General features: G+C 48.1%; 28 protein-coding genes and 1 riboswitch. Of the genes, 20 read left to right on the top strand and 8 right to left on the bottom strand.

The features are described from left to right. Positions 1 to 11 precede the first annotated feature (11 nt). The 3 genes from lipA to B3M90_RS07955 all read left to right on the top strand — a co-directional run bounded on the left by lipA (position 12) and on the right by B3M90_RS07955 (position 1916). The gene (lipA, locus tag B3M90_RS07965) at positions 12 to 911 is read left to right on the top strand and encodes a lipoyl synthase (protein WP_023469150.1); all 900 of its coding nucleotides are present in this window, start codon (positions 12 to 14) and stop codon (positions 909 to 911) included. A 95-nt stretch (positions 912 to 1006) separates the two neighbouring features. Then, positions 1007 to 1384, top strand: coding sequence for a YutD family protein (locus B3M90_RS07960; RefSeq protein WP_214852623.1), 378 nt, complete (start codon positions 1007 to 1009; stop codon positions 1382 to 1384). A gap of 85 nt (positions 1385 to 1469) precedes the next feature. Then, positions 1470 to 1916, top strand: coding sequence for a general stress protein (locus tag B3M90_RS07955; RefSeq protein ID WP_214727844.1), 447 nt, complete (start codon positions 1470 to 1472; stop codon positions 1914 to 1916). A gap of 33 nt (positions 1917 to 1949) precedes the next feature. Here the strand turns inward: B3M90_RS07955 and B3M90_RS07950 are convergent, their stop codons facing one another. Both B3M90_RS07950 and glpX read right to left on the bottom strand, forming a co-directional pair. Next, on the bottom strand, positions 1950 to 2225 hold the full coding sequence (locus tag B3M90_RS07950; protein WP_023469147.1) for a DUF3055 domain-containing protein: 276 nt from the start codon (positions 2223 to 2225) through the stop codon (positions 1950 to 1952). Between the two features lie 35 nt (positions 2226 to 2260). Next, positions 2261 to 3241: a class II fructose-bisphosphatase gene (gene glpX, locus B3M90_RS07945; protein WP_290757658.1), complete on the bottom strand. Its 981-nt coding sequence runs from the start codon at positions 3239 to 3241 to the stop codon at positions 2261 to 2263. Between the two features lie 151 nt (positions 3242 to 3392). On the opposite strand from glpX, the gene B3M90_RS07940 reads away from it, so the two are divergent. Both B3M90_RS07940 and B3M90_RS07935 read left to right on the top strand, forming a co-directional pair. Next, positions 3393 to 3836 (top strand): DUF86 domain-containing protein, encoded by a 444-nt coding sequence (locus B3M90_RS07940; RefSeq protein WP_023469145.1) that lies wholly within the window; start codon positions 3393 to 3395, stop codon positions 3834 to 3836. A gap of 6 nt (positions 3837 to 3842) precedes the next feature. After that, on the top strand, positions 3843 to 4607 hold the full coding sequence (locus B3M90_RS07935) for a TIGR01457 family HAD-type hydrolase (RefSeq protein ID WP_290757661.1): 765 nt from the start codon (positions 3843 to 3845) through the stop codon (positions 4605 to 4607). A 42-nt stretch (positions 4608 to 4649) separates the two neighbouring features. On the opposite strand, the gene B3M90_RS07930 is transcribed toward B3M90_RS07935, so the two are convergent. Further along, the gene (locus B3M90_RS07930) at positions 4650 to 4877 is read right to left on the bottom strand and encodes a NifU family protein (protein ID WP_012371190.1); all 228 of its coding nucleotides are present in this window, start codon (positions 4875 to 4877) and stop codon (positions 4650 to 4652) included. 110 nt (positions 4878 to 4987) lie between these two features. Here B3M90_RS07930 and B3M90_RS07925 point away from each other — a divergent pair, with 110 nt between their 5' ends. Then, positions 4988 to 5284 carry a DUF1462 family protein gene (locus B3M90_RS07925; protein ID WP_035406035.1) on the top strand — a complete coding sequence of 99 codons (297 nt, stop codon included), beginning with the start codon at positions 4988 to 4990 and terminating at the stop codon, positions 5282 to 5284. A gap of 41 nt (positions 5285 to 5325) precedes the next feature. Here the strand turns inward: B3M90_RS07925 and B3M90_RS07920 are convergent, their stop codons facing one another. Next, positions 5326 to 6378 (bottom strand): NAD(P)/FAD-dependent oxidoreductase, encoded by a 1053-nt coding sequence (locus tag B3M90_RS07920; RefSeq protein WP_290783264.1) that lies wholly within the window; start codon positions 6376 to 6378, stop codon positions 5326 to 5328. Between the two features lie 92 nt (positions 6379 to 6470). On the opposite strand from B3M90_RS07920, the gene B3M90_RS07915 reads away from it, so the two are divergent. Continuing rightward, positions 6471 to 6704 (top strand): YuzB family protein, encoded by a 234-nt coding sequence (locus tag B3M90_RS07915; protein WP_023469141.1) that lies wholly within the window; start codon positions 6471 to 6473, stop codon positions 6702 to 6704. 76 nt (positions 6705 to 6780) lie between these two features. On the opposite strand, the gene B3M90_RS07910 is transcribed toward B3M90_RS07915, so the two are convergent. Continuing rightward, positions 6781 to 7347, bottom strand: coding sequence for an ECF transporter S component (locus B3M90_RS07910; protein WP_029342415.1), 567 nt, complete (start codon positions 7345 to 7347; stop codon positions 6781 to 6783). 154 nt (positions 7348 to 7501) lie between these two features. Further along, a riboswitch (FMN riboswitch) is annotated at positions 7502 to 7644 on the bottom strand. Between the two features lie 111 nt (positions 7645 to 7755). Here B3M90_RS07910 and B3M90_RS07905 point away from each other — a divergent pair. The 4 genes from B3M90_RS07905 to B3M90_RS07890 all read left to right on the top strand — a co-directional run bounded on the left by B3M90_RS07905 (position 7756) and on the right by B3M90_RS07890 (position 10078). Next, positions 7756 to 8106, top strand: coding sequence for a HesB/IscA family protein (locus B3M90_RS07905; RefSeq protein ID WP_029342414.1), 351 nt, complete (start codon positions 7756 to 7758; stop codon positions 8104 to 8106). Between the two features lie 117 nt (positions 8107 to 8223). Continuing rightward, positions 8224 to 9090 (top strand): NAD-dependent epimerase/dehydratase family protein, encoded by an 867-nt coding sequence (locus B3M90_RS07900; RefSeq protein ID WP_290783263.1) that lies wholly within the window; start codon positions 8224 to 8226, stop codon positions 9088 to 9090. An 8-nt stretch (positions 9091 to 9098) separates the two neighbouring features. Continuing rightward, entirely contained in the window at positions 9099 to 9590 is a 492-nt protein-coding gene (locus B3M90_RS07895) for a GNAT family N-acetyltransferase (RefSeq protein ID WP_290783260.1), read from the top strand. Further along, entirely contained in the window at positions 9587 to 10078 is a 492-nt protein-coding gene (locus B3M90_RS07890) for a GNAT family N-acetyltransferase (protein WP_290783259.1), read from the top strand. The genes B3M90_RS07895 and B3M90_RS07890 overlap by 4 nt, the downstream gene beginning before the upstream one ends. Positions 10079 to 10319: 241 nt before the next feature. Here the strand turns inward: B3M90_RS07890 and B3M90_RS07885 are convergent, their stop codons facing one another. Next, a complete protein-coding gene (locus tag B3M90_RS07885) occupies positions 10320 to 11318 on the bottom strand; it encodes an NAD(P)/FAD-dependent oxidoreductase (RefSeq protein ID WP_023469135.1) in 999 nt (332 codons plus the stop codon). 243 nt (positions 11319 to 11561) lie between these two features. On the opposite strand from B3M90_RS07885, the gene B3M90_RS07880 reads away from it, so the two are divergent. The 6 genes from B3M90_RS07880 to B3M90_RS07855 all read left to right on the top strand — a co-directional run bounded on the left by B3M90_RS07880 (position 11562) and on the right by B3M90_RS07855 (position 19782). Further along, positions 11562 to 12773, top strand: coding sequence for an NAD(P)/FAD-dependent oxidoreductase (locus tag B3M90_RS07880; RefSeq protein ID WP_290783257.1), 1212 nt, complete (start codon positions 11562 to 11564; stop codon positions 12771 to 12773). Between the two features lie 81 nt (positions 12774 to 12854). Further along, complete coding sequence (locus tag B3M90_RS07875) at positions 12855 to 13172, top strand: YuiB family protein (protein ID WP_035406048.1); 318 nt, start codon at positions 12855 to 12857, stop codon at positions 13170 to 13172. Positions 13173 to 13273: 101 nt separating this feature from the next. Beyond that, positions 13274 to 14131 carry a glucose PTS transporter transcription antiterminator GlcT gene (glcT, locus tag B3M90_RS07870; protein ID WP_023469132.1) on the top strand — a complete coding sequence of 286 codons (858 nt, stop codon included), beginning with the start codon at positions 13274 to 13276 and terminating at the stop codon, positions 14129 to 14131. A 216-nt stretch (positions 14132 to 14347) separates the two neighbouring features. After that, complete coding sequence (gene ptsG / locus B3M90_RS07865) at positions 14348 to 15871, top strand: glucose-specific PTS transporter subunit IIBC (protein WP_214852671.1); 1524 nt, start codon at positions 14348 to 14350, stop codon at positions 15869 to 15871. 128 nt (positions 15872 to 15999) lie between these two features. Then, positions 16000 to 18111, top strand: coding sequence for a glucose-specific PTS transporter subunit IIBC (gene ptsG / locus B3M90_RS07860; protein ID WP_290783255.1), 2112 nt, complete (start codon positions 16000 to 16002; stop codon positions 18109 to 18111). Positions 18112 to 18264: 153 nt separating this feature from the next. Continuing rightward, entirely contained in the window at positions 18265 to 19782 is a 1518-nt protein-coding gene (locus B3M90_RS07855) for an MDR family MFS transporter (protein WP_290783253.1), read from the top strand. Between the two features lie 107 nt (positions 19783 to 19889). On the opposite strand, the gene ptsP is transcribed toward B3M90_RS07855, so the two are convergent. Further along, the gene (gene ptsP, locus B3M90_RS07850) at positions 19890 to 21614 is read right to left on the bottom strand and encodes a phosphoenolpyruvate--protein phosphotransferase (protein WP_290757690.1); all 1725 of its coding nucleotides are present in this window, start codon (positions 21612 to 21614) and stop codon (positions 19890 to 19892) included. Positions 21615 to 21966: 352 nt separating this feature from the next. Between ptsP and B3M90_RS07845 the strand changes: the two genes are divergently transcribed. The 3 genes from B3M90_RS07845 to B3M90_RS07835 are packed head-to-tail and all read left to right on the top strand — an operon-like array spanning position 21967 to position 24195. Continuing rightward, the gene (locus tag B3M90_RS07845; protein WP_290783251.1) at positions 21967 to 23379 is read left to right on the top strand and encodes a leucyl aminopeptidase; all 1413 of its coding nucleotides are present in this window, start codon (positions 21967 to 21969) and stop codon (positions 23377 to 23379) included. Next, the gene (locus tag B3M90_RS07840; RefSeq protein ID WP_156358998.1) at positions 23376 to 23546 is read left to right on the top strand and encodes a hypothetical protein; all 171 of its coding nucleotides are present in this window, start codon (positions 23376 to 23378) and stop codon (positions 23544 to 23546) included. Before B3M90_RS07845 ends, B3M90_RS07840 begins: the two co-directional genes overlap by 4 nt. Beyond that, complete coding sequence (locus B3M90_RS07835) at positions 23527 to 24195, top strand: DUF429 domain-containing protein (protein WP_290757694.1); 669 nt, start codon at positions 23527 to 23529, stop codon at positions 24193 to 24195. The genes B3M90_RS07840 and B3M90_RS07835 overlap by 20 nt, the downstream gene beginning before the upstream one ends. Here B3M90_RS07835 and ytvI read toward each other — a convergent pair. Next, positions 24175 to 25299 carry a sporulation integral membrane protein YtvI gene (gene ytvI, locus B3M90_RS07830; protein WP_214852692.1) on the bottom strand — a complete coding sequence of 375 codons (1125 nt, stop codon included), beginning with the start codon at positions 25297 to 25299 and terminating at the stop codon, positions 24175 to 24177. The genes B3M90_RS07835 and ytvI overlap by 21 nt on opposite strands. Position 25300 lies beyond the last annotated feature (1 nt).

Raw genomic sequence — 25300 nt, 5'->3', positions numbered from 1 at the left:
GAAGCGAAACCATGGGACGCGGAGAAATCCAACGTAAACCGGAATGGTTGAAAATCAAGCTGAATACGAATGAAACTTACACAGAATTAAAAAGTATGATGCGCGAGAAAAAGCTACATACTGTCTGTGAGGAAGCAAAGTGTCCGAATATCCACGAGTGTTGGGCGGTACGCCGAACGGCGACGTTCATGATTCTCGGAAGTATCTGCACACGTGCGTGCCGTTTTTGCGCCGTGACGACAGGACGTCCGAACGAACTCGATCTCGAAGAACCAAAACGCGTCGCGGAATCCGTTCGATTGATGAACCTGAAGCACGCGGTCATCACAGCGGTCGCACGCGACGATCTGAATGATTTCGGAGCAGGCGTTTACGCTGAAACCGTCCGTGAAGTGCGTCGGATGAACCCAGAGACATCAATCGAAGTCCTACCTTCAGATATGGGTGGGAACTTTGAGGCATTGAAAACGCTGATTGATGCACAACCAGACATCATGAACCACAACATCGAGACGGTCCGCCGTCTGACGCCGACCGTTCGTGCGAAAGCAACTTACGACCGGACGCTTGAATTCCTTCGTCGTTCGAAGGAACTCGCACCTGAAATTCCAACGAAGTCGAGCTTGATGCTTGGTCTTGGTGAGACATGGGAAGAGATTCTTGAAACGATGGATGATCTTCGCGCAAATAACGTCGACATCATGACGATCGGTCAGTATCTCCAACCGACGAAAAAGCACCTCGACGTCATCAAGTACTATACACCGCAAGAATTCGCTGAACTGAAGCAAATCGCGCTCAGCAAAGGGTTCTCGCACTGTGAGGCAGGTCCACTCGTTCGTTCATCGTATCATGCAGATGAGCAAGTCAACGCAGCGAAAAAGAATAAAACAGCACTTCCGATCGATTAACGATCAACGACCGTTCGAGCAGCTGACTCGGACGGTTTTTCGTCTGTCAGGAGAAATGGAATATGCTATGATAAGAACAGCAGGAGGTGGGAATAATGATACAAGTCAATCGGGAACGTTATGAAGTCGTCGAAGAGAAACGGGAAGGCTTTAATGAAGAAGCCTTCATCGGTCGTTTCAGCGATGTCCTTGAAAAATATGATTATATCGTGGGCGACTGGGGGCACGGTCAATTACGACTACGTGGCTTCTATGAGGATCAACACGAGAAAGCGACATTCGATACGAAGATTTCGCATGTTGCTGATTATCTCTACGAATACTGTAACTTCGGATGTGCCTATTTCATCGTCAAGAAGGTCGGATTGGTAGAAGGAGAAGAAGCACCACCTCGCTTCGACGGTTCTTCATCCAATACGTTGAAGTTGAAACGGAAGTTCGCACCTGCACCAGAGAAGACGGAAAGCGAGTAATCAAACTGTCATACAGAAAAGCGTTTCTAGTGGACGGAATTCGGCTATTACTATAAGTATCATGCACCTATAGGGGGAATCATCCATGCGAATCGTTGGAATTTACTCATCCGTACCAGAAGTCGTCAGTGCCGTGCACGATCTCCGTGTTGCCGGTGTCGTCTCGACTGATTTAAAAGTCTTAGCACACGACAAATACGATCTCGAACAAATCGAGGAACTAGCGGATCTAAACAACCAACAGACATCTACGCGTCTGTCGCAGGAAGATCATCGTAATCTATGGCAGGAAATCAAGAGTATCTTCAAAAAAGATGAATCAGTCTCTCATGGAGATGCCATCCACGGAAGTGGCTTGACGAAGGAAGACGTCGATCGTGCGAATCATGCGGTCGAAAGTGGTCAATTCGTATTACTCGTCGGTGATGAAGCGGATCAGCATTCAGAACGCCGTGCCCATGACGAGTCAGACAATACGAACGTCTTCAGCGGACCAAACACACTAAATGAACGAAACGATCGTCTCTTATAAGAAAAAGCCTTCGTCCGCGGACGAAGGCTTTTTTCATAGACCGATATAAGCGCGCAGATACATCTCGAGTTCCGTTGCCGCATCGTCTTCGACGTCAAACGCTGTCGCGATGTAGCCCGGTTCATCAAAATCGTCCGCACCGATGATCGCATAGCGATTCGATAAGAGATTCAAGACGAGAATCTTACCGTAAAAATGCTCCGAGTGGGTGATGGCGAGATCAAACCGACTGGCTTCTCCAATCCAACTGACGAAGCGTGTCTTCGTTTGTTCGACATCATCATATAAAAAATCACGTTCTTCCATCATTCAGCTTCCCTCATTTCCCTAACATCTGTTTCAGATTAAAGGGTTTGGGGGACTTTTTGCAAGTATGGTTTACGCGATAAGCTATGCTCAGCGATCACTTTTCGGATTGTCCGTGTCTTTGAACGCATGACGAGGGATGTCGTCTCAACGATATCATCCGTCAAGAACTTAACGCCATCGAGCATTTCGCCCGTCGTGACGCCAGTCGCGGCAAAGATACAGTCGTCGCTTTTAATCAGGTCATCAAGCGTCAAGAGTTGAAGCGGATCTTCAAGTCCCATCCGGATGACACGAGCAGTTTCTTCTTCATTCATCGGATGTAAACGTGCCTGCATGTCGCCGCCCATCGCTTTAACGGCAGCAGCCGTGATGACACCTTCAGGAGCACCACCTGTTCCGATGAAGATATCGATTCCTGTCGCAGGAGAAAGTGGTGCGATTCCAGCTGAGACATCGCCGTCTTCAAACAGACGGACGCGTGCGCCCATCCGCATCGTAGCTTCGCGGAAGTGATCGTGACGCGGGCGATCCTGCATGATGACCGTGACGTCCTCAATCCGTTTATTGTTGTATTGAGCTGCTTTTTCGATGATGACTTCAAGTGGATCGTCGAGTGAGACGTGCCCTTTCAAGTTCGGTCCGACTGTTAATTTATCCATATACATATCAGGTGCGTGGAGCAGGGCACCTTGATCGGCGACGGCGATGACGACCATCGCATTACCGAGACCTTTGGCAACGATGTTCGTACCTTCGAGCGGATCGACGGCGATATCAACGATTGGACCATTCGCTGTTCCGACACGTTCACCGATGAAGAGCATTGGTGCTTCGTCAAGTTCACCTTCACCGATGACGACCGTTCCGTTCATGTTGACCGTGTTCAAGACTTCGCGCATCGCAGTCGTTGCTGCGTCATCCGCTTCATTTTTCTTACCGCGACCAATCCATTGAGCAGAAGCTAGTGCTGCTGCTTCCGTAGCGCGTACGATTTCCAGTGCGAGTTCCCGTTCCATGTATATAACCTCCACGTCGCCAATGTGACATACTATTTTCAGCAAAAATCTAAATTGAGGATAACACATTTGGGAATGTGATGCAAATGACCTTTCTGCTTTTCAGGATTGCCGGATAACGATAAAATGGAGGATGTGAGGGGGAATGAAGATGTATTTCGTCAATCGTCAAAAAATCGAAGAGACGGTCGTCTGTTATGAGACGGCACTTCGACAAAGTAAGGAAGTTACGGGGGATCCGGTGACGACGGCACTGGCTATGGAACGGATCGGTTTTTTAGTCATCGAAAGTGTCATCGACATCGGAAACAGTATGATTGATGGATTCATCATGCGGGATCCGGGAAGTTATGAAGATATCATTCTCATTTTAGAAGATGAGAAGGTCATCGATGGACCGCTCGCGACGAGTCTGAAGAAGCTCGTTGCGTTACGTACGTTGATCGTCCGGTCATTCACACAGTCGAGTATGGCGGAGATTCGGGCGGTACTTGAGACAGAGGAAGCAGAACTACGTCGTTTCCCGGAAGCGATTCGCCGGTATATCGAGACAGAACTCGGACCGGTGTCTGCATTTTTACCAAACGAGGAGTGAGTCAGGATGAAGGCAAAAGGCTATTTATTTGATTTAGATGGAACGATGTATAACGGAACGGAACCGGTAAAAGAAGCGGTCGATTTCGTCAATCGTCTGCAAGCAGAGGGCATTCCGTACTTGTTCGTGACGAATAACGCGTCGATGACGGCAGAAGCTGTGGCAGAGAAACTATGCGGGATGGGTGTTCATTCCGATGCGAAACACGTTTTGACGAGTGCGATGGCGACTGGTCGTTATATTGCTGACCTGTCACCAAAAGCGCGCGTCTATGCGATCGGAGAAACAGGACTGATCGACGCGCTTGAACGAGAAGGGTTAGACGTCGTCGCAACCGAAGCGGCAGATTACGTCGTCATCGGTCTCGATCGTCAAATCACGTACGAAAAACTCGCTGTTGGTGCACTTGCGATTCGTGCCGGTGCCCGGTTTATTTCAACGAACGGTGATATCGCGATTCCGACCGAACGTGGTTTCCTGCCAGGTAATGGTGCTTTGACGTCCGTCCTGCGCGTGACGACGGAGAAGGAACCGTTCTTCATCGGTAAACCAGAACCAGTCATGGTCGATATCGCGACAGAAATGATTGGTCTGTCAAAAGAAGACGTCATCATGGTCGGAGACAACTACCATACGGACATTCTTTTCGGGATCAATGGAGGTATCCGGACGATGCACGTCAATTCTGGCGTCCATACACCCGTCTTCATTCAAGGGCAGGATCGTCAACCGACATACATGGTTGATACGTTAGCTGAATGGATTCTATGAATCAAAAAATCCCGAACGAGAATTCGTTCGGGATTTCATGTATTAGAAGACTTGTTCGACTTCGACGACGCCAGCGACTTCTTCAAGAAGGGCACGTTCGATACCGGCCTTCAATGTGATCGTTGAACTTGGGCAGCTACCACAAGCTCCCATCAAACGGAGTTTTACGATTCCGTCTTCTACATCTACGAGTTCAACGTCTCCTCCATCACGAAGAAGGAACGGACGCAATTTTTCAAGAACTTCATTCACTTGATCAAACATTTCCATGCGTAAACACATCCTTTCGTATAGTTTCATTGTAACAGGGTTGAAAAATGTTCTCAATCTGGAAAACTTGTATACTAAAGAGGAGTGAATTGAAAAGGGGGGACTTCAAGATGGAAATCACGGTTTACGGAACAGCGGTCACCTGTCCGAGTTGTGTCGGGGCACCTAGCTCGGAAGAGACATTCAGTTGGCTACAAGCCGTCCTCGGGCGGAAATATGAGCAAGCGATGACGCTTCGCTATGTTGATTTCGAGACAGCAACATCAGATCAATGGACGGAAGCGCTGAAAGAGGATGTCTATTTTTATCCACTGATCGTGCTCGATGATGAGATGATTGATGAGGGGTACGTCAAACTCAAGACGATCACAGCGGCAATCGATGCGAAGCTGAATCAGGCGGGATGAACGAAAAAGAGGTATCCCAAAGCTTGGGACACCTCTTTTGCTCATTTAATCTTTTTGTGTTTCCATAAGACACCGGACTTCAAGAGACGTGGGACTTTCCCCGTCAGTGCTTGCTTGCCCATGACGATTCCGAAACCGTCTGATTTTCCGAGTGAACCGAGCATCCCGCGCAGTTTAATTTCTGGCAGCTTCGGTAATTTCTTTCCTTGCCACTTGGCTTGTAAGACATCGACGACTTGTTCTGCCTGATGTTCTGCGAGTTGACCACTTGGTGCATATGGTAGACTTGCACAATCACCGATGACGAAGACGTTATCGTATTCCGGTACGTGATGATGTTCCGTCAATTTGATCCGACCGCCACTATCCGCAGCAAAGCCGAGATTGCGTACAACTTTGACCGGCTGCGTACCAGCTGTCCAAATCGTTAAGTCGGATGGATACGTATCGTCGCCGTTTCGCACATCGTCCGCTGTGACGAGCGTGACATTCGAGTTGTTGATGACTTCAACGTCATGTTCCTCGAACCATTCCTGAACGTAAGACGAGACTTTATCGGATAAGAACGACAAGACGGATGGACCGCGGTCGAATAGACGAATCGTCAAATCCTTCCGGCTCTCATGTAGTTCACTGGCGAGTTCGACACCAGATAGACCAGCACCGACGATCGAGACAACGGATCCCGGTGACAGACCATAAATCGCTTGTTGTGTCTTCCGTGATTCTTCTAGTGTCTGGATGCTGTATGTAAATTCTTGAGCACCCGGAATGTTGTGGTATTTATCCTCGCAACCGAGGGCGATGATTAAGTCATCATAGAATAATTCTGATCCGTCCTGCAGATGGACTGTATTCGTCTCTGGTGAGATTTTGATGACATGTCCATATTTATAGGTAAGATGTTTCCCCTCCGGAAATTCAATCCGGACATCCCGATCTGATAATGTACCTGCTGCGAGTGCGTAGTATTCCGTTTTGAGTGCGTGGTACGGTAGACGGTCGACGAGCGTGACGGCAACTTCCTCGTCCTTGAATCGCTCACAAATCCGCATTCCACCATAACCTCCGCCGAGTACGACCAATTGCTTCATAACGTAAAATCCCCCTTAGTTCCCCTAAATCAGTCTGACCTTGTATAATACGACATGAGGCAGGTCGTTTCCTGCTTGAAGGAGGAAAAAAAGTGAATCCGATTATTGAATTTTGTATTAGTAACTTAGCGGCTGGTACACAGGTCGTCATGGAGCAACTTGAACGTGACCCGAATGTTGACGTCGTCGAATACGGTTGCCTTGGTTATTGCGGGATTTGTTCGCTTGACCATTTTTGTCTCGTAGATGGTGAGACCGTCGTAGGTGAAACGCCGGAAGAGTTGCTTGAAAAGATTTACCTGAAAATCGAAGAGAATGAGCTGTGAGCACGGACAGCCAAAAAATCCCCTCGTTCGTCTGAACGAGGGGATTCGTGTCCGTCAGCGGGCGCAGCTTTTCGGATCAGGCAGATTGTTGACGGCGCATCATCCATGGGCGTAGTTTCAAGAACAATGGAATGAAGAGTGCCGAGATGAACAAGGCCTTGATGACGTTAAACGGTAAGATACCGGCTGTGATCGCTGTCCATTTGACAGCTGGATCCGCCATGTAATCCATACCGAGGAACCATGCATACGCTGGAAGGATCAAGATATAGTTGAGGATCGCAAGACCGAGTGCCATCGTGATCGTACCAGCGACGAGACCAGTTGCGAGACCTTGTGTTGATTTCTTTTTGTGGTAGAACCAGCTGACAGGTAGTACGAATGCGACGCCTGCAGCAAAGTTCGCGAATTCTCCGACCGGAACACCACTTCCGCGGAAGATGTAGTATAACACGTTCTTCAATGCTTCGACGATGACACCTGCGACCGGTGAGAACATGATCGCTGCGACAAGAGCAGGAACATCACTGAAGTCAATCTTCAGATAGTTTGGTAAGAACGGTAGTGGAAAATTGATAAGCATAAGAACAAACGAGATTGAACCTAACATTGACAGAGTGACCATTTTTTGTGTGCGTTTCATACGAGTATTGTCTCCTTTTGCTCGTTCCTCTCGATGAAGTATTGGCATGACTGCGACCATAAAGAAACCCCTATTGATGAGATCAACAGGGGAGAAGTCCGCATTAAATAAACCTAATCGATTATTGCAAAATCGATCAAATTCAAACTCATGCCGCCATCTTCTCCCATCCAGACTGTACTGTCGGCTCCTGAATTACACAGAATCAGCAAATAGCGCCCTATTCGCTCGCGGGCTTCAACTTAAAAAGAGTTGTTTACCGCCGGTCGGGAATTTCACCCTGCCCTGAAGATGGAACGATTATTTTATTGTACATACCATTTATACAACGAATTCAAGATAGTTTCAAGCAACTAGGTTTCGATTCGCTCAGAAGTTGCGTATACTAAAGAAAAGGAAGGTGATGACATGATCCATTTAACGGAGGCAGCAGCGCTACAAGTCCAGGACATGATGGCGCAGGCACCAGCAGATGAACGAAATCTTCGGATGCTCGTCCAAGGTGGTGGATGTAGTGGTCTGTCGTACGGAATGGGATTCGATCAACAGAAAGAAACGGATCTCGTTTTTGAACAGCACGGCGTGACCGTCATCGTGGACGAAAAAGATTATCCGGTCGTCAAAGGACTGGAAATCGATTATAAACAGTCGATGCTCGGCGGCGGATTCACGATCACGAATCCGAATGCCATCGCAACATGCGGTTGCGGGACTTCATTCCGGACGGCAACGAATGCCGGGACACCGGGTGGCTGTTAATGAATCCAATCGTGGACATCGTCCACGATTTTTTTATTGTCCGCATACAGGAGACCTGTTCCGTTGACTCGAAATATTAAGAGAGTGAATGCTACTACGAACAGGGAGGGCTTCAGGATGAGAAAAGTATTGATCTTCGGGGGAACGCGCTATTTCGGACGCCGGCTTGCAATTCGCTTAGCCGATTCGGGGGATGACGTGACAATCGTCACACGCGGCGAGCATACGCCACCAGTCGCGAAGGGCTTGACATTTTTCAAAGGAGACCGGACGTCAAGTAGTACGATGAAGGACTTAAGCCAGCAGCACTGGGATGTCATCTATGACAACATCTGCTTCACGCCGTATCAAGCCAAACTTGCGATTGACGCGTTTGAAGGGAAAGTCGGACGCTACGTGTTGACGTCGACGATGTCTGTCTATGAAGACGGCGGTTCGAACATCACGGAGCGTTCCTATAATCCGTTTCCCGGGAAATATGAGCTTGAGAAGGAACATGGCTATGGCGAAGGGAAACGCCAAGCGGAGAGTTATTTCTTCCAACGGGCGACGTTCCCGGTCGTTGCCGTCCGCTTCCCAGTCGTTCTCGGACCAGATGATTATACGGAACGGCTCGTTTTCCATATTAAACGGGCGCTTGACGGACGCCCGATCGTTGCTGAAAACAGTTATGCGAAGATGGGCTATATCTCCAGTTATGAAGCCGCTGCCTTTCTTGAGTGGTGCGGTCGTTCGGAACTGACAGGACCGATCAACGCTGCGAGTGACGGTGTCTTATCGATTCAAGACCTTATGGATAAAATCGACCGCGTTGCGGGAACGACGAGCCAACTCGTCGCAAAAGGAGAGGATGAATCGCCTCTTGCGCCGGAACGTGATTTTTATATGGATACGACAGCCGCAAAACAAGCGGGCTATCTGTTCCAGCACATCGATGACTGGCTCGATCGCTTGATTGAAGAGGAGGTGCGCAATCACCAATGATGCAGTTGATGAAACCAACCCTCGCATGGGAGACAGAATACCGCGCCTTTTTAGAAGACTGGCGAGAGTCGGGCGAAACGATCGTGCCGGAAGCAGTCGGAGACACATATGAACCACTGGGCGCTTATTTTGCGGAACTGAAGGAAATGGAGACAACAGTCAGACCGGGTCTTGTCACCCATTCGACGTACTGGATGGTCGACGGGCAACGAATCGTCGGTGCGCTGAACTTCCGGCATGACTTGACGGAGAACTTAAAGTTGTACGGCGGACACATCGGATACGGCATCCGACCATCCGAGCGTCAGAGAGGGTATGCGACGACCGGGCTCCGTTTAGCGCTAGAAGAAGCACGGCAACGTGGACTCGATCAAGTGCTGTTGACGTGTGGCGTTGATAATGTAGCATCACGTCGTGTCATCTTAGCGAACGGCGGACGAGAAATTGAGCCGACTGTTCATAATGGACGCGAGACACGTCGCTTCATCATCCCATTATGAGAATTCGTGAAGCACGTCTTGAAGATGCGTCGACCATTGCGCGCGTTCATATCGATGTCTGGCGGGAGACCTATCAAGGGATCATCCCTGATTCTTATTTAGCACAGTTGTCTTACGCGAAACGGACGAAACAATGGGAGCAGGCGTTAATCGATCAGCGCGTGTATGTTGCCGTGTCAGGAGAAGGAGTCGTTGGCTTTGCGCAAGGTGGACCAAATCGAAGGGATGCGCGTGAAGGGGAGTTGTATGCGATTTATGTCTTGCAAGCGTCGCAAGGACAAGGACTCGGAAAAGCGTTGTTTCAACGCATCGCTGAGGACTTAGCGGAATATGAGGCAATGCAGGTTTCTGTCTTGCGAGATAATCCGGCGTGCCAGTTTTACGAACGATTCGGTGGTCAGGTCTTCAAAGAATCGATGATTGAGCGAGGTGGAGTGGAACTCGTGCAACGGGTTTACCGGATACCGGTTAAAAGATCATCTATATGAAATCGGACGTTTTCAACATCTTCGCTTTCCTCAGGCGGGATGTAAGCCGCGCCAGTTCCCATTCCATGTGATCTGTCGGGTCTTACCTATCTCTGACGGAAGCACACATCGTGCTTCCTTTTCCTGTAGGAGTCGAAGATGTGTGGTCACGTCCTATATGTGATGCCATCAAAATAAGAGGTCGGACTCCGGTATGTCATCCGGAATTCGACCTCTTATTTGTTTTCAGCATTCAGTTATCTCAAGAATGATTCGTTACTTTTTCGAACAGACTCGTCGAGTGTTGCGGGTGACGAGCAGATGGATCAACAAGAAGTTTCGCTTGGTTAACGGCGATTGGTGCTTCACCGAAGCCCGTTGCGATCAATTTGACGCGTCCTTCGTAAGTCGCGATATCACCACAAGCGAAGACGCCCGGAATCGCAGTCTCCATCTTCGAATTGACACGAATCGAATTGCGTTCGAATTCGACTTCCCATTCTTTGAGCGGTCCGAGTGACGAGACGAAGCCGAAGTTACAGACGACATCGTCCGCAGCGACGACGACGACTTCACCACTTTCAGCATGTTTGAACGTCAGCGTCTCGATGTGCGTCTCACCTGTAACTGATTCAAGTGTATACGGCGTCATGACGTTGACGGACGAATCGTGTAACAATTCGACCGAATGTTCATGGGCACGGAACTTATCACGACGGTGGACGAGCGTGACGGATTTTGCGATCGGCTCAAGCATCAATGACCAGTCAACTGCTGAGTCACCGCCACCAAGCAGGACGACTTGGCGATCCTTGAAACGTTCCATGTCGTTGACGAAATAGTGTAAGTTCGTTTCTTCGAAGCGTTCTGCGTCAGCGACGCCGAGTGGACGTGCCGCGAACGAGCCGTTTCCTGCCGTCAAGATGACGGTCTTTGTATAATGCTCGCCTTTGTTCGTGACGAGGCGGATGATCCCATCATCCATCCGTTCATAAGCGATGACGGTCTCACCGAGTACATAGGTCGGATCGAATTCGTTCGCTTGTTCAAGCAACCGATCGACCAGTTCCTGAGCTTTTACTTTCGGAAAACCGGCAATATCGTATATATATTTTTCAGGATAAAGCGTAGCGAGTTGACCACCTAATTGAGGTAGACTCTCGATGACCTTCGTCTTCATCTGGCGCATCCCTGAATAAAACGCGGTGAACAGTCCGACTGGACCGCCGCCGATGATCGTGACATCATATGGTTGGTGCATCTGATTCCCTCCTAGCATTGGATAGGTCTATTATATAGGAAGTAGGGGGTTCGGGTGCAAGTACGGAACATCTCACATTTTTTTAAGGGAAATTACATTTTTCTTTTGCAATCATTCTTAAAAAGTGTTTCAATAAGCTTATAGACATGTGAACATTATTTGAACAAAGTTTTTGAACATTCGTCTGTAATTGAATGTGAAGAAAATCACAACAAAACTACGATTCGTAAGGAGTATCAGAACATGAACACACCTAACATTGTTATTCTTGGAGCGGGCTACGGTGGATTGATCACAGCAGTCAACCTTCAAAAGAAACTCGGCGTCGATCAAGCGAACATCACGTTGATTAATAAACACGACTATCATTACCAAACAACTTGGTTGCATGAACCAGCTGCAGGTACGATGTCTGCGGAGCAAGCGCGCATCTACATCAATGATGTCATCAACCCGTCACGCGTCAAACTTGTCAAAGGTATCGTTGAGAAAGTCGACACGGCTGCTAAAACAGTTCTTTTACAAGATGGCGGAACAGTTCCTTACGATTACGTCGTCGTTGCTCTCGGTGGCGTTCCTGAAACATTCGGTATCAAAGGATTGAAGGAACACGCATTAACGATCAGCTCGTTGAACAGCGTCCGTAAAATCAAGGAACATATCGATTACTCATTCGCACAGTACAAAACAACAGGATCACAAGATCGTTCACTCTTGACGATCGTCGTCGGTGGTGCTGGATTCACAGGAATCGAGTTCATGGGTGAGCTCGTCAACCGTATTCCAGAACTGTGCAAACAATATGATATCCCACGCGAACTCGTTCGTGTCGTTAACATCGAGGCAGCGCCAACAGTCCTTCCAGGATTCGATGCTGATCTCGTCAACTACGCACACAAATGGCTTGAGCGCCAAGGCGTCGAGTTCAAACTCGGTAACGGCATCAAGGAATGTGGACCAGGAAGCGTCACATTCGGTCCGCTTCAAGGCGACACGACTGAGACGATCGAAGCGAACACGATCATCTGGACTGGTGGCGTCAGCGGTAACCCTGTCGTTGCAGCATCTGGTTTCGAAGCGATGCGTAACCGTGTCGTCGTCGAAGAAGATCTCCGTGTTCCAGGACACGACAATGTCTTCATGATCGGTGACTGTTCAGCAGTCATGGATCCAAGTTCGAACCGTCCGTACCCACCGACTGCACAAATCGCGACACAACAAGCACACAAAGTCGCTGAGAACATCGCAGCACTCATCGCGGGTCGTCAAACATCGACGTTCACGTACGAGAACAAAGGAACGGTCGCTTCGCTTGGTCACAAAGACGGCATCGGCATGGTCTTTGGTAAGAAGATTTACGGTCGTAATGCATCGTTCATGAAAAAAGTCATCGACAACAAGCACTTCTTCGAACTGAAAAAGCTTGGTCTTGCGATCAAAAAAGGGAAGTTCTAAGTTCACGTTTTAGGCAAATGTACACTCGTGCATTTGCCTTTTTTGTCGGTTATACTAGAAGAGATTCAAAGGGGGAACAGTATGCATATCATTCAAGCCGTGATCGGGAGTGTGCTTTATCTCGTCATGTTCTTTAGTATCGGATTCATTTTAAACATGTTGTTGCGGAGTACATGGGTGATGCTCGTACTCTATCCGATCATCCTCATCATGATGATCGACAATCAATCGACACTCGAATACTTCACGAACGCTCGTGAAGCGATTCCGAATCTCGGGGACCGGATTGCTGGTCTACAGGCAGCGGATATCACGATGTTCGCAGCTGGTTTTGCTGGAATCATCATCGCCGGTCTATCGATTCGATTCTTACGTAAGAGCGGTTACCAAATGTTTTAAAGTCTACTTGAGTAAGTAGGCTTTTTTCGTGCCTGAAAAACCGTTATAATAAAAACAATGTCTTTAAATAAATGTGTAAGAGCAGATTGGGTTGAGAGCGAATGGATAAACAAATGTACCACGTTATCAAGGTATTGAATAATAATGTCGTCATTTGTTCGACTGGTGCGAATCAGGAAGTCATTATCCTCGCGAAAGGGATTGGCTTCGGTCGGAAGCCAGGCGATCAACTGACAGATCTCGATAAGTTGGAAAAAGTCTACACGTTGAAGGATAAAGAAGAACAGGATCAATATAAGGCGCTCGTCGGTCACCTGGATGAAAACTTCATTGCGTTGATGAATGAAATCGTTTCGATGATCGAGACACGCTTCGGAAAAAAGGTCGACGAACATATCCATATCGGATTGACGGATCACTTGACGTTTACGTTCAAGCGACTAGAACAAGGAATGGAAGTCACGAATCCGTTTCTTGCCGAAACGGAAGCCTTGTATCCGGAAGAGTATGCTCTTGCAGAAGAAATCGTCGAGTTCATCAGTGCCGAAATGAATTTTTACCTGCCCCCAGCCGAGACAGGATTCATCGCACTTCATATTCATTCGGCGACGAACTTCAAAGACGTACTTGAAGTCAACCGCCATCATCAGCTCGTCGGTTTAATTGCTAGTCATATCGAACAGCGACTGGAAATTAAAATCGACCGAAAATCGCTTGATTACAAGCGTCTGATTCGGCACCTTCGTTCAGCGATTGAAAGGGTTTCCAATGGGGAGTATCTAGAGGCTCCAGAAAAAGTAGAAAAGCTATTGCGTGAAGAATATCCGCTATGCTATGATACTGCTTGGGAGCTGATGTCCATCATGGAACGTCAGTTGAAGAAAGCGGTACCGCGCGGTGAGGCGACGTATCTTACGATGCATCTGCAACGCTTAGTGCAGTACGATTCAGGTAAATGACCGCACGGACTACGTGTTACTGATACGATCAGGCATGAGTGGGATGTCGGGCAAGAAGCTTTATTTCCGTTATGCAACGGGATAAGTCTATTGTCTACAATCCGCTCGTGCCTGATTTTTTTCTGTAAAAAACGGTCAGATGTCTGACTTTTTTCGTCTCAATCATTGGCATTATTCATCATACTTCGCTCTTAACAGGAAAAGGAGGAAACACACATGTTCAAACAGATTTTTGCTGTTCTTCAACGTGTCGGTAAAGCGTTGATGCTTCCTGTAGCGATTTTGCCAGCTGCCGGTATCCTACTCGGATTCGGTAACGCGATGCAAAATCCGAACTTGACGTCAAAACTCGAGTTCTTGAAAAATGATGCAATCATCAAGGTTGCAAAATTGATGGAAGCAGCTGGGGATATCATCTTCGGTAACTTAGCACTCTTATTCGCGGTCGGTGTCGCGATTGGTCTTGCAGGGGACGGCGCAGCCGGACTTGCGGCAATCGTCGGATTCTTGATCATGAACAAAACAATGAGCGTTTGGCTCGGCGTTACACCAGAAATGGTTGCTAACGGTCAAGGATATGCAAACGTACTCGGTATCCCAACACTTCAAACTGGGGTATTCGGTGGTATCATCATCGGTTTGATCGCAGCTTGGGCGTACGGGAAGTACCATAATCTCGAATTGCCACAGTTCCTTGGATTCTTTGCTGGTAAACGTTTCGTTCCAATCGTCACAGCAGTTGTTTCATTGGTTGCAGGTCTTGTTCTCGTATTCGTCTGGCCGTTTGCGCAAGATGGCTTGAACTCGTTCTCGCACTTCATGATGGAGAAAAACCCAACACTCGCAGCATTCGTCTTCGGTCTCATCGAGCGTTCGTTGATTCCATTCGGTCTTCACCATATCTTCTATGCACCATTCTGGTTCGAATTCGGTTCGTACAAGAATGCAGCAGGAACAGTCGTTCATGGTGACCAAGCAATCTTCTTCGCACAATTGAAAGACAACGCAACATTAACAGCTGGTACGTTCATGACTGGTAAATTCCCGTTCATGATGTTCGGTCTTCCAGCAGCAGCACTCGCAATGTACCACGAAGCTCGCCCTGAGCGTCGTGCAGTCGTTGGTGGTCTTCTTGGATCAGCAGCACTTACAGCATTCTTGACAGGTATCACAGAGCCAATCGAATTCGCATTCTTGTTCGTAGCTCCAATCTTGTTCGCAGTTCACGCTGTCTTCGCAGGTCTCTCGTTCATGACGATGCAATTGTTGAACGTTAAGATCGGTATGACATTCTCTGGTGGTTTGATCGACTTCCTTCTGTTCGGTGTTCTTCCAGGGCGCACACAGTGGTGGCTCGTCATCGTCGTCGGTCTTGCACTTTCTGTCATCTACTATGCTGGATTCCGTTTCGCAATCCGCAAGTTCAACCTGAAAACTCCAGGTCGTGAAGATGCAGCTCAAGAGACTTCATCTGCTCAAGGTTCTGAACTCGCTGAAGGTATCCTTGATGCACTCGGTTCAGAGTCGAACATCAAACACTTGGATGCATGTATCACACGTCTTCGTGTCGAAGTTCTCGACAAATCGAAAGTCAACAAAGATGAGTTGAAAAAATTAGGTGCTGCTGGTGTCCTTGAAGTTGGTAACAACGTTCAAGCGATCTACGGACCGAAATCAGACAACATCAAGTCTGAAATCCAAGCTGTCATCACGTCACGTAAACAAGAAAAAACAGTCTAAAGTTTTTAGAGTGAGTCCTTCTGCGGAAGGGCTCATTTTTTTTGGAAAAATCTTTTAGAATCGTTTTGCGATAGAATATTTTAGGGTATGAATTAAGTAGTTTGTTTAAAAAAGGAGGGAATATGCGCATGTGGAAAAACGTGTTTGGTGTCTTACAGCGGATCGGTAAGGCCTTGATGTTACCGGTAGCGATTTTGCCGGCAGCGGGGCTATTGCTCGCGTTCGGGACAGCGTTTCAAAACCCGAACTTGACGCAATATTTACCGTTTCTCGAGAACGATTCGCTAGTCGTCATCTGGCGGGTCATGCAGGATGCGGGTGATATCATCTTTGCGAACCTCGGGTTACTGTTTGCTGTCGGGGTCGCGATTGGTCTTGCGAATGGGGAAGGGGTCGCCGGTCTAGCAGCGATCGTCGGTTTCTTGATCATGAACAAGGTCATCAGTTCTTTCTTACAGATTACACCAGAAAAAATCACGGAAGCACAGAAAGCGAGTGATTTGTCGTATGCGACGGTCCTCGGGATACCGACCTTGCAAATGGGGGTATTCGGAGGGATCATTGCCGGTTTGATAGCAGCGTACAGTTATAATAAATTCTTTAAAATCAAACTGCCTGATTTCCTCGGATTCTTCGCAGGGAAACGTTTTGTTCCGATTGCAACTGCCTTATTTAGTCTTGTCGCCGGGTTTGCCTTATCGTACATTTGGCCACCGATTGGAACAGGTATCAATACGTTCTCGAAAACGATCATCGAAGCGAACGAACCGTTGTCTGCCTTTATCTTTGGACTCGTCGAACGTTCATTGATTCCGTTTGGTCTTCACCATATCTGGTACTCAAGTTTCTGGTTCCAGTTCGGGGAATATACGGATAAAGCCGGAACGATCATTAACGGGGATCAGCGGATCTTCTTCGCACAGTTGAAGGACGGTGTACCATTTACGGCAGGGACATATATGACTGGGAAATATCCATTCATGATGTTCGGTTTGCCGGCAGCCTGTCTTGCAATGTACCATACTGTCGCAAAAGATCGTCGAAAAGCTGTTGAAGGTCTTTATTTTTCAGCAGCATTGACGTCTTTCCTAACTGGGATCACGGAGCCAGTCGAGTTCTCATTCGTATTCGTTGCACCGCTTTTGTTCGCTGTGCACGCTGTTTTCGCAGGTCTATCGTTCATGATTATGGACTTGCTAAACGTTAAGATTGGGATGACGTTCTCCGGTGGATTGATTGACTACACGTTGTTCGGGATTCTACCGAACCGAACCTCGTGGTGGCTCGTCATTCCAGTCGGTCTTGTCTTCGCCGTCATCTATTACTTCGGATTCCGCTTCGTCATCACGAAATTCGATCTGAAGATTCCAGGACGCGAAGCGATTAAAGAAGGTGCCGCTACCTCAACGGCACAAGCAGGCGATCTACCGTATGAAATTCTACAAGCATTCGGTGGTCCATCAAACATTAAACATTTAGATGCTTGTATCACGCGTCTGCGGATTACGGTCAATGATAAATCAGGCGTCAACAAGGATCGCTTGAAAGAACTAGGTGCTGCTGGTGTTCTTGAAGTCGGAGATAACGTCCAAGCCATCTTTGGACCGAAATCCGATGGGATCAAGTCAGAAATGGCAGATATCATGAAAGATCCAAATTATAAACCGAAAGAGACACCAGAAGCCGATCCGATCCCACAAGTTCCAACGGGAGACGAAGCGCGCACTTCTCGATCGGGTACAACCGATACGGGACCACTCGCTGGAGATCGTGGTGGTGCTTATGTGCCTGAAGATGGATACGTCGCACCACTGAGCGGTATCATTCGTTCTCTGGATGATGTACCGGATCAAGTATTCTCCGGTCGTATGATGGGTGACGGATATGCGATCGAACCGACGGAAGGATATGTCGTCTCTCCCGTCTCTGGTGAGATTACAACCTTCTTCCCGACGAAACACGCGATCGGTATTCTTGCGGATAACGGAGATGAGATCTTGATTCACATCGGTATTGATACGGTGTCACTTGAAGGAAAAGGGTTTGAGGCGTTAGCGAAAGCTGGAGATCGTGTCAAACCGGGGACACCACTTCTCAATGTCGATCTCGAGCAAGTACGACCACTCGTGCCATCGTTACTGACACCGATCATCGTCACGAACAGTGGCGATCGAAAAGTCGACGTCGATGTCGGACAGACGGTCGAAGCCGGAGAAGCGATTTCGTATCGTGTAGAGTAAAGGAAGAAAAGCGACGGATCGTCACGAACGGTCCGTCTTTTTTTGTGTGAAAATATTGTAGAACACATTTGATAGTGAGATTTTGCACATATGATGATACAATGAGCTAGCTATTATAAGAGTTAGCTAATTTTTTAGAAATGAGGTGTGTCGATGTCTTCGACTACAACAAAAACGAATACGACACCTGTCGTCATTGGACTATTGATTGGGATTTTAGTCGCAGCAATGGATAACACGATCGTTGCGACGGCGATGCCGACGATCGTCAGTGAACTGAATGGGTTTGATCAGTACGCTTGGGTCACGTCGGCTTACATGATCGCAACCGTTGCCGGGATGCCGATCTTCGGTAAATTGAGTGACATGTATGGAAGAAAACGCTTCTTCCTCTTTGGGATGCTTATCTTCATGATAGGGAGTATCTTGTGTGGAATGGCAGACTCAATCATTGAATTGTCTGCGTATCGTGCCTTACAAGGGCTTGGTGGCGGTGCGTTGATGCCGATCGCCTTTACGATTATCTTTGATATCTTCCCACCGGAGAAACGTGGGAAAGTCAGTGGATTGTTCGGAGCGGTCTTCGGGATCTCGAGTATTTTCGGACCGTTGCTTGGTGCCGTATTGACGGATTCCCTCGACTGGCGCTGGGTATTTTATATCAACATCCCACTCGGATTGATTGCCCTTGGTCTCGTGACAGTCTTCTATCAGGAATCACCGGTGCACCGGACACAGAAAATCGACTACGTCGGTGCCTTCACGCTTGTTGCAGGATTGGTTTTATTCTTACTCGCGCTTGAAATGGGTGGGAAAGAGTATGCATGGTCTTCACCACAAATTCTTGGTCTGTTCGGAGCAGCACTCGTCGCGTTCGTTGCCTTCGCATTCGCTGAACGACGTGCCGCGGATCCAGTCATTACATTCAGTCTGTTCCGTCGTCGTTTATTTGCGGCAACACAAGGCGTTGCGTTCTTTTATGGATTCGTCTTCATCTCGGCGAGTGTGTTCATTCCAATCTTCGTTCAAGGTGTCTTTGGTGGCAGTGCGACGAACTCCGGTCTGATCCTTATGCCGATGTTAATTGCCTCAGTCATCTCGGCGCAGCTCGGTGGCCAGTTGCCGAATAAGTTTGGTTTCCGAAATGTCATGATCGTCTCGGCTGTCTTTTTCCTACTCGGTGTGTATCTCCTCAGTACAATGACGCTTGAGACATCGCGTACAGCAGTAACAATCTATATGATCATTCTTGGGTTCGGTGTTGGATTTAGCTTCTCGTTGTTGAACCTAGCAAGCATCAATGGGATCGAGATGCAACGTCGTGGTGCTGCGACGTCGATGGGATCGACATTCCGGACGATCGGGATGACGCTTGGTGTCACGGTCCTCGGAATCATTCAATCACGGACGTTCACATCGGCTGTAGCGGATCGATTGCCGCAAGGTGGAGCGCCGTCAGGTGGGCAGTTCCCGACGGCAGCTGCCTTTGCGAAGATGCCACCAGAAGTCGCGACAGCAATCAAGACGTCGCTTGCAGAATCCATCTCTACCGTCTATTTCTGGGCCTTGATTCCAGCAGTACTCGGTGTCATCTTTATCTTCTTGATGGGGAACGAACGTCCGATTTTATCGGAACAAGCGACTCCAGCGAAGAAAAAACAAGCTCAATAATCACGTTTCAACAACGTCTTCTTTCTTATTAAGAGGGGGCGTTGTTTTTTTGTTAATCGGCACAAAAAAAGACGAACCTGGATTACTCCAGATTCGTCTAACAGAAATTACTTTTTGATATCGAATGTCGTGCTGAGGAAGTCGACGACTTCTTCTGCTGTATCCATATCAAGCACTTGCTCGACGATTGCTTCACATTCTGACTTGTTGAGGCGTGTCATCAAGCTACGTGCGCGAAGGACAGATGATGCTGACATCGAGAACTCATCGAGACCAAGACCGAGAAGGATTGGAAGTGCCAATTCTTCTCCTGCCATCTCACCACACATGCCGACCCATTTGCCTGCTTTGTGTGCTTCTGTGATGACGTTGTTCAAGAGGTTCAAGATGGCTGGGTTGAACGGCTGGTACAGGTATGATACTTTTTCGTTCATCCGGTCTGCCGCCATCGTGTATTGAATCAAATCGTTCGTTCCGACAGAGAAGAAGTCGACTTCTTTTGCAAACTGACGAGCCATGACCGCTGTTGCTGGGATCTCGACCATCATACCGACTTCGATGTCTTCTGATACAGTAACACCTTCAGCTTGGAGGTTTGCTTTCTCTTCAAGGAGAAGTGCTTTTGCGGCACGGAACTCTTCGATTGTTGCGATCATTGGGAACATGACAGCGAGTTTACCGTATGCACTCGCACGAAGAAGTGCGCGTAATTGTGTACGGAACAAGTCTGTTTGATCGAGACAGAGACGGATCGCACGGTAACCGAGGAACGGGTTCATCTCGTGTGGGAGATCAAGGTACGACAATTCTTTGTCGCCACCGATATCGAGCGTCCGAATGACGACTTTTTTATCGCCCATTGACTCGAGAACGGTTTTGTATGCTGTGAATTGCTCGTCTTCCGTTGGGAATGTCTCTGCATCCATGTAGAGGAATTCTGTCCGGTAGAGACCGACAGCTTCTGCTCCGTTTTCAAGCACGCCTTTGACATCGTTTGGTGTACCGATGTTTGCGGCGAGCTCGACGTGGTGACCGTCAGCTGTCATTGTTTTTTCGTTCTTAAGTTTTTTCCACTCTTCTTTTTGTGCGATGTATGCTGCACGTTTTGCTTCATACTCAGCGACTTGCTCTTCACTTGGGTTGACGATGACGTCACCTTCCGCACCGTCAAGGATGAGAAGATCGCCGTGTTTAACGTCCGTCAAGACAACTTTTGTTCCGACGACTGCTGGGATTTCGAGTGAACGAGACATAATGGCAGAGTGCGATGTCCGGCCACCAATGTTCGTTGCGAAACCTTTAGCATACTTACGGTTCAATTGTGCCGTATCTGAAGGAGTCAAGTCTTCCGCGATGATGATGACTTCTTCGTTAATTTGAGCTGGAGTGACGAACGTGATACCGAGAAGGTGAGCCATCGTCCGTTTCGTGACGTCGCGGACGTCCGCTGCACGTTCACGCATGTATTCGTTATCCATTGATTCGAAAATCATGACCATCATGTTCGCGACTTCATCGAGTGCTTTCGCAGCATTTGCTTGCTCGTCCTCGATTTTTGCGTTCACCTGACTAACGATTTCCGGATCTTCTAGGATGAGAAGGTGAGCCGAGAAGATCTCCGCTTTATCTGGACCTAATTCTTTTAAGGTATTTTCACGAATGACTTCGAGTTCCGTCTTCGATTTTGCGATCGCTGCTTGGAAACGTTCTTTTTCCGCAGCCGTATCCTCGATTTTGTGCGATGGAATCTCAAAGACCGGTGTTTCCATCACGAATGCCTTTGCAATCGCGATCCCTGCAGAAGCGCCAATTCCTTTGATGTGTTGTGCCATGTGCATTACCCTCTTTTCAGTAAGTTTTTTTAACGCGACGACTTCGTTTCTTAGCTATCTATAGATACCCATAAACGCCTCTCTCTTAACGAGCCTTCTGCGCACTCTCCCTTGAATGAAAACGTAGACATTTCCCGGAACAGCAAACGCATCGTTTCTTGAAGTGTCTCAATTTTTCACCTGTTTAATCCTATCATATTGTGAAACGGGCAACAATTGTTTGAAACCAAGCATTTCGACAAATTGGCAAACAAGAATCATGTAAGCGTTTGCAGTCCGCTGAGAGGCTATCAGTTGGAAAATGACTGAAAACACTTCATACTAGTAGGTATTAGATAAAGGGGGAATTTTTATGCAAACGAATCAACCCGTAGACGTACTGATCGTCGGGATATCAGGGAATCAACCGATTGATGAACGATTACAAGCAATGTATGGTGACAAACTAGATGAGTGGGTCCGTCAAGGTGATATCTCAACGAAACGGGGAGAACTTCGTCTGTTGCCGACGTTATCAGGAGACGTCGCACGTGTGCTGTTCGTCGGACTCGGGAAAGTCGATCAACTCTCGCAAGGCAACTTGCGCCGTTTGCTCGGAAAAGCCGCACAACATGTCAAAGCACGCCGCTTAGAACAGGTGACAGTCGACGCGACGACGTTTCCAGGTCAACCGGTCGAACTGATTGCTGAGACATTCACCCTCACTACATATGAGGTCAAACATTATAAAACATCTCCTTCTAAAGCGTACACGCTTCATCTGACGGTCTTACCTTCTGAAGACGAGGCAGTGCGTCGCGGAAAAGCCTTAGGGGAAGCAACGAACTTGGCGCGACGTCTCGTAACGATGCCGGGAAATCTTTTGACGGCGCCAGCGCTTGCGGACGAAGCACGCTTCATCGCGGAGCGTCATGGACATGATCTCCGAATCATCGATAAGGAAGAGATGGAAGCACTTGGCATGGGTGCCTTGCTTGCCGTCAATCAAGGATCGGTCATCCCGCCGAAGTTGATCGTCCTTGAATACAAAGGCTCAGTAGAAGCACCGATTGCTGTCGTCGGAAAAGGTGTCACGTTCGATACAGGTGGTTATTCGATCAAACCAAAAGACGGGATCGTCGGGATGAAAGGAGATATGGGAGGCGCAGCAGCAGTTCTTGGTCTGTTTGAAGCACTCGGTCAACTCAAACCTGATGTTCACGTCATTGGCGTCATTCCGGCAACGGATAACATGATTTCTGGGGATGCTTTCAAACCAGATGATGTCATCACGTCGATGGCAGGAAAAACGATTGAAGTCTTGAACACGGATGCAGAAGGACGACTTGTCCTCGCAGATGCAGTCACGTACGTGAAAGAGTACCAGCCGAAAGCCATCATCGACCTCGCAACATTGACAGGTGGTGTCCTTGTCGCCCTTGGAACAGAAATCACAGGTGCATTGACGAATGATGCGTCACTTTACGAACGCTTTGAACAGGTGACGAAAGAGACGAACGAGATGGTATGGCAAATGCCATATGTCGATGCGTTCATTAAACAAGTCCGCCGTTCGGATGTCGCAGATTTGAATAACTCACCGGGACGCATGGGACACATGATCTTCGGTGGTGCGTTCGTCGGGGAATTTGTAGGCGACACACCATGGTTGCACCTCGATATCGCGGGAACATCGGAACAGAATCAAGCGTCTGAGATTGGTCCAAAAGGAGCAACGGGTGTCATGGTTCGTAGTCTGTATCGATTCGTCGAGCAAGAAAAATGAGACGTTGGAATCTACTCGGCGTCTTGTTGACGATTCTTACCGTCGTCTGGTACTTGGATGCACGAGATCGTCTATCGCTCGGTCTTGCGACATTTATCGGTATCTTCACGGTCTTATCACTACTGCGTTCTTTCCGGGAGAAGACGAATGCACGTCATCGGGATTGATGCGGCAAAGGCAGGATGGGTCGTCGTCAGGTACGAAAATGAGACGTACTCAGGATCAATCGAACCGACGCTTGGACAGATCCCGCCAGCCGACCGAATTTGGATCGATATGCCGATCGGTTTGATGGAAGGACGACGCGAAACAGATCAGCTGTTACGACAGGCACTACGCCCCGGACGAACGAGTAGTGTCTTTAATGCACCGTTCCTCAGTGCGTTGACAACACCAAGTTATATGGAAGCAAATAATTTAGCGAAACAACATGCTGGTATCGGACTTTCGAAACAAGCGTGGTATCTATTACCGAAAATCCGAGAAGTCCGTCATGCACATCGATCTGAAATGATTGAATCACATCCAGAAGTCTGCTTTGCACGCCTCGCCGGTCATCCGGCACGTTTTTCTAAGAAAACAAGGGAAGGCATCGCGGAACGAATCGAATTACTTGAACAATATGATTGTCCCCCGTTATGGGAACAGCGTCAGCCGAACGTCGCGATTGATGATTGGCTTGATGCTTGTCTGCTTGCGACCGGTGCACGGTTTCCATGCGATTACTTGCCAGCAAGTCAACCAGTGGACACGGAAGGGTATCCTTTATATGCCGCTGTACCCAAAAAATCACCCTCACCGAAATGGTGTGGGTGATCCTTTCACGAAGTCCCAGATATAATGGAAAATCTGTGCATTGTAGAGTGCTTTTAAGATGACGGCAATCAATGGTCCAAGGATTAGCCCGAAGACGCCGAAGAATTTGATCCCGACGAACAACGCAATCAATGCCGTAATCGGTTGAATGCCGATGTTATCGCCGACGATCTTCGGTTCCATGATGTTGCGCTGGAGAATGACGATGGCATACAAAATGCCAAGTCCAATCGCAAGCGTCGTATCTCCGGTGATCACCGAGTAAGCGATCCAAGGCAGGAAGACGGAACCAGTACCGAGATACGGTAAGATGTCGAAGAAGGCAGCGATGAAAGCAACTGCGAATGGATGATCGACACCAATGATGATTAAACCAATCAAGACGATGAAAAACGTGATCGTGATCAACGTGAGTTGCGCTTTAAGATAACCAAATAAGGCAGATCGTAAGCTCAAGAAGACCGACTCGACACGAGCGAACCAAGGAAGCATCTCGTAGCGCTTCAATCGCATTTCGTACTGATGCCAATCCTTTGCGATGAAGAACCAAGCGAGTAAGACGATGACGAAAATCAACGCAATCGATGGTAAAGTCGCAAGAACAGATTGAAGCATCATCGCAACACTTTTTGAGCCTTCTCCAATCGCACTCGCAAGCGAACTACCGAGCGATTGAATACTGTTTTGGACCGTATTTTGTTGGGATGGTTCTAATGAACGTAATGCTTCAGAAGCATCGTTCCAAATCGGTGCCAGTTTTTCGTTATATAGCTTTTGGAAATACAGACTCAACTCCTGGATTTGTGCCGGTAATTGATTGGCGACAAATACGAGACCGCGAATCAACTGCATGATGATCAAGGCAAGCGAACCGATCAATAAACCACTGATCAAAATGATGGACAATAACGCACCCCATCCACGATTGATCCGTAACCGCTTTTGAAAGAAATCGACAAGCGGACGGCTGAAAAGAGCAAGCAGAAACGCAAAGACAAACGGGTACAAAATGGACGAGAGGCGGATGAATAACCATCCAACAGCTACGAAGGCGAAGATCACCGTCAAGAACCGGGCCATTTGCCAAAGACGTTCAGTCGACACA

This window comes from Exiguobacterium sp. UBA6309 (genome assembly GCF_002439205.1).
GTDB lineage: Bacteria > Bacillota > Bacilli > Exiguobacteriales > Exiguobacteriaceae > Exiguobacterium_A.
Note: the sequence above shows the minus strand (reverse complement) of the source record. Positions and strands in the feature narration are given on the sequence as shown.

Excerpts from the sequence above, each read along its gene's own strand:
- lipA (WP_023469150.1), top strand. The coding sequence starts at position 12 with ATGGGACGCGGAGAAATCCAACGTAAACCGGAATGGTTGAAAATCAAG.
- B3M90_RS07960 (WP_214852623.1), top strand. The coding sequence starts at position 1,007 with ATGATACAAGTCAATCGGGAACGTTATGAAGTCGTCGAAGAGAAACGG.
- B3M90_RS07955 (WP_214727844.1), top strand. The coding sequence starts at position 1,470 with ATGCGAATCGTTGGAATTTACTCATCCGTACCAGAAGTCGTCAGTGCC.
- B3M90_RS07950 (WP_023469147.1), bottom strand. The coding sequence starts at position 2,225 with ATGATGGAAGAACGTGATTTTTTATATGATGATGTCGAACAAACGAAG.
- glpX (WP_290757658.1), bottom strand. The coding sequence starts at position 3,241 with ATGGAACGGGAACTCGCACTGGAAATCGTACGCGCTACGGAAGCAGCA.
- B3M90_RS07940 (WP_023469145.1), top strand. The coding sequence starts at position 3,393 with ATGTATTTCGTCAATCGTCAAAAAATCGAAGAGACGGTCGTCTGTTAT.
- B3M90_RS07935 (WP_290757661.1), top strand. The coding sequence starts at position 3,843 with ATGAAGGCAAAAGGCTATTTATTTGATTTAGATGGAACGATGTATAAC.
- B3M90_RS07930 (WP_012371190.1), bottom strand. The coding sequence starts at position 4,877 with ATGGAAATGTTTGATCAAGTGAATGAAGTTCTTGAAAAATTGCGTCCG.
- B3M90_RS07925 (WP_035406035.1), top strand. The coding sequence starts at position 4,988 with ATGGAAATCACGGTTTACGGAACAGCGGTCACCTGTCCGAGTTGTGTC.
- B3M90_RS07920 (WP_290783264.1), bottom strand. The coding sequence starts at position 6,378 with ATGAAGCAATTGGTCGTACTCGGCGGAGGTTATGGTGGAATGCGGATT.
- B3M90_RS07910 (WP_029342415.1), bottom strand. The coding sequence starts at position 7,347 with ATGAAACGCACACAAAAAATGGTCACTCTGTCAATGTTAGGTTCAATC.
- B3M90_RS07905 (WP_029342414.1), top strand. The coding sequence starts at position 7,756 with ATGATCCATTTAACGGAGGCAGCAGCGCTACAAGTCCAGGACATGATG.
- B3M90_RS07900 (WP_290783263.1), top strand. The coding sequence starts at position 8,224 with ATGAGAAAAGTATTGATCTTCGGGGGAACGCGCTATTTCGGACGCCGG.
- B3M90_RS07895 (WP_290783260.1), top strand. The coding sequence starts at position 9,099 with ATGAAACCAACCCTCGCATGGGAGACAGAATACCGCGCCTTTTTAGAA.
- B3M90_RS07890 (WP_290783259.1), top strand. The coding sequence starts at position 9,587 with ATGAGAATTCGTGAAGCACGTCTTGAAGATGCGTCGACCATTGCGCGC.
- B3M90_RS07885 (WP_023469135.1), bottom strand. The coding sequence starts at position 11,318 with ATGCACCAACCATATGATGTCACGATCATCGGCGGCGGTCCAGTCGGA.
- B3M90_RS07880 (WP_290783257.1), top strand. The coding sequence starts at position 11,562 with ATGAACACACCTAACATTGTTATTCTTGGAGCGGGCTACGGTGGATTG.
- B3M90_RS07875 (WP_035406048.1), top strand. The coding sequence starts at position 12,855 with ATGCATATCATTCAAGCCGTGATCGGGAGTGTGCTTTATCTCGTCATG.
- glcT (WP_023469132.1), top strand. The coding sequence starts at position 13,274 with ATGGATAAACAAATGTACCACGTTATCAAGGTATTGAATAATAATGTC.
- ptsG (WP_214852671.1), top strand. The coding sequence starts at position 14,348 with ATGTTCAAACAGATTTTTGCTGTTCTTCAACGTGTCGGTAAAGCGTTG.
- ptsG (WP_290783255.1), top strand. The coding sequence starts at position 16,000 with ATGTGGAAAAACGTGTTTGGTGTCTTACAGCGGATCGGTAAGGCCTTG.
- B3M90_RS07855 (WP_290783253.1), top strand. The coding sequence starts at position 18,265 with ATGTCTTCGACTACAACAAAAACGAATACGACACCTGTCGTCATTGGA.
- ptsP (WP_290757690.1), bottom strand. The coding sequence starts at position 21,614 with ATGGCACAACACATCAAAGGAATTGGCGCTTCTGCAGGGATCGCGATT.
- B3M90_RS07845 (WP_290783251.1), top strand. The coding sequence starts at position 21,967 with ATGCAAACGAATCAACCCGTAGACGTACTGATCGTCGGGATATCAGGG.
- B3M90_RS07840 (WP_156358998.1), top strand. The coding sequence starts at position 23,376 with ATGAGACGTTGGAATCTACTCGGCGTCTTGTTGACGATTCTTACCGTC.
- B3M90_RS07835 (WP_290757694.1), top strand. The coding sequence starts at position 23,527 with ATGCACGTCATCGGGATTGATGCGGCAAAGGCAGGATGGGTCGTCGTC.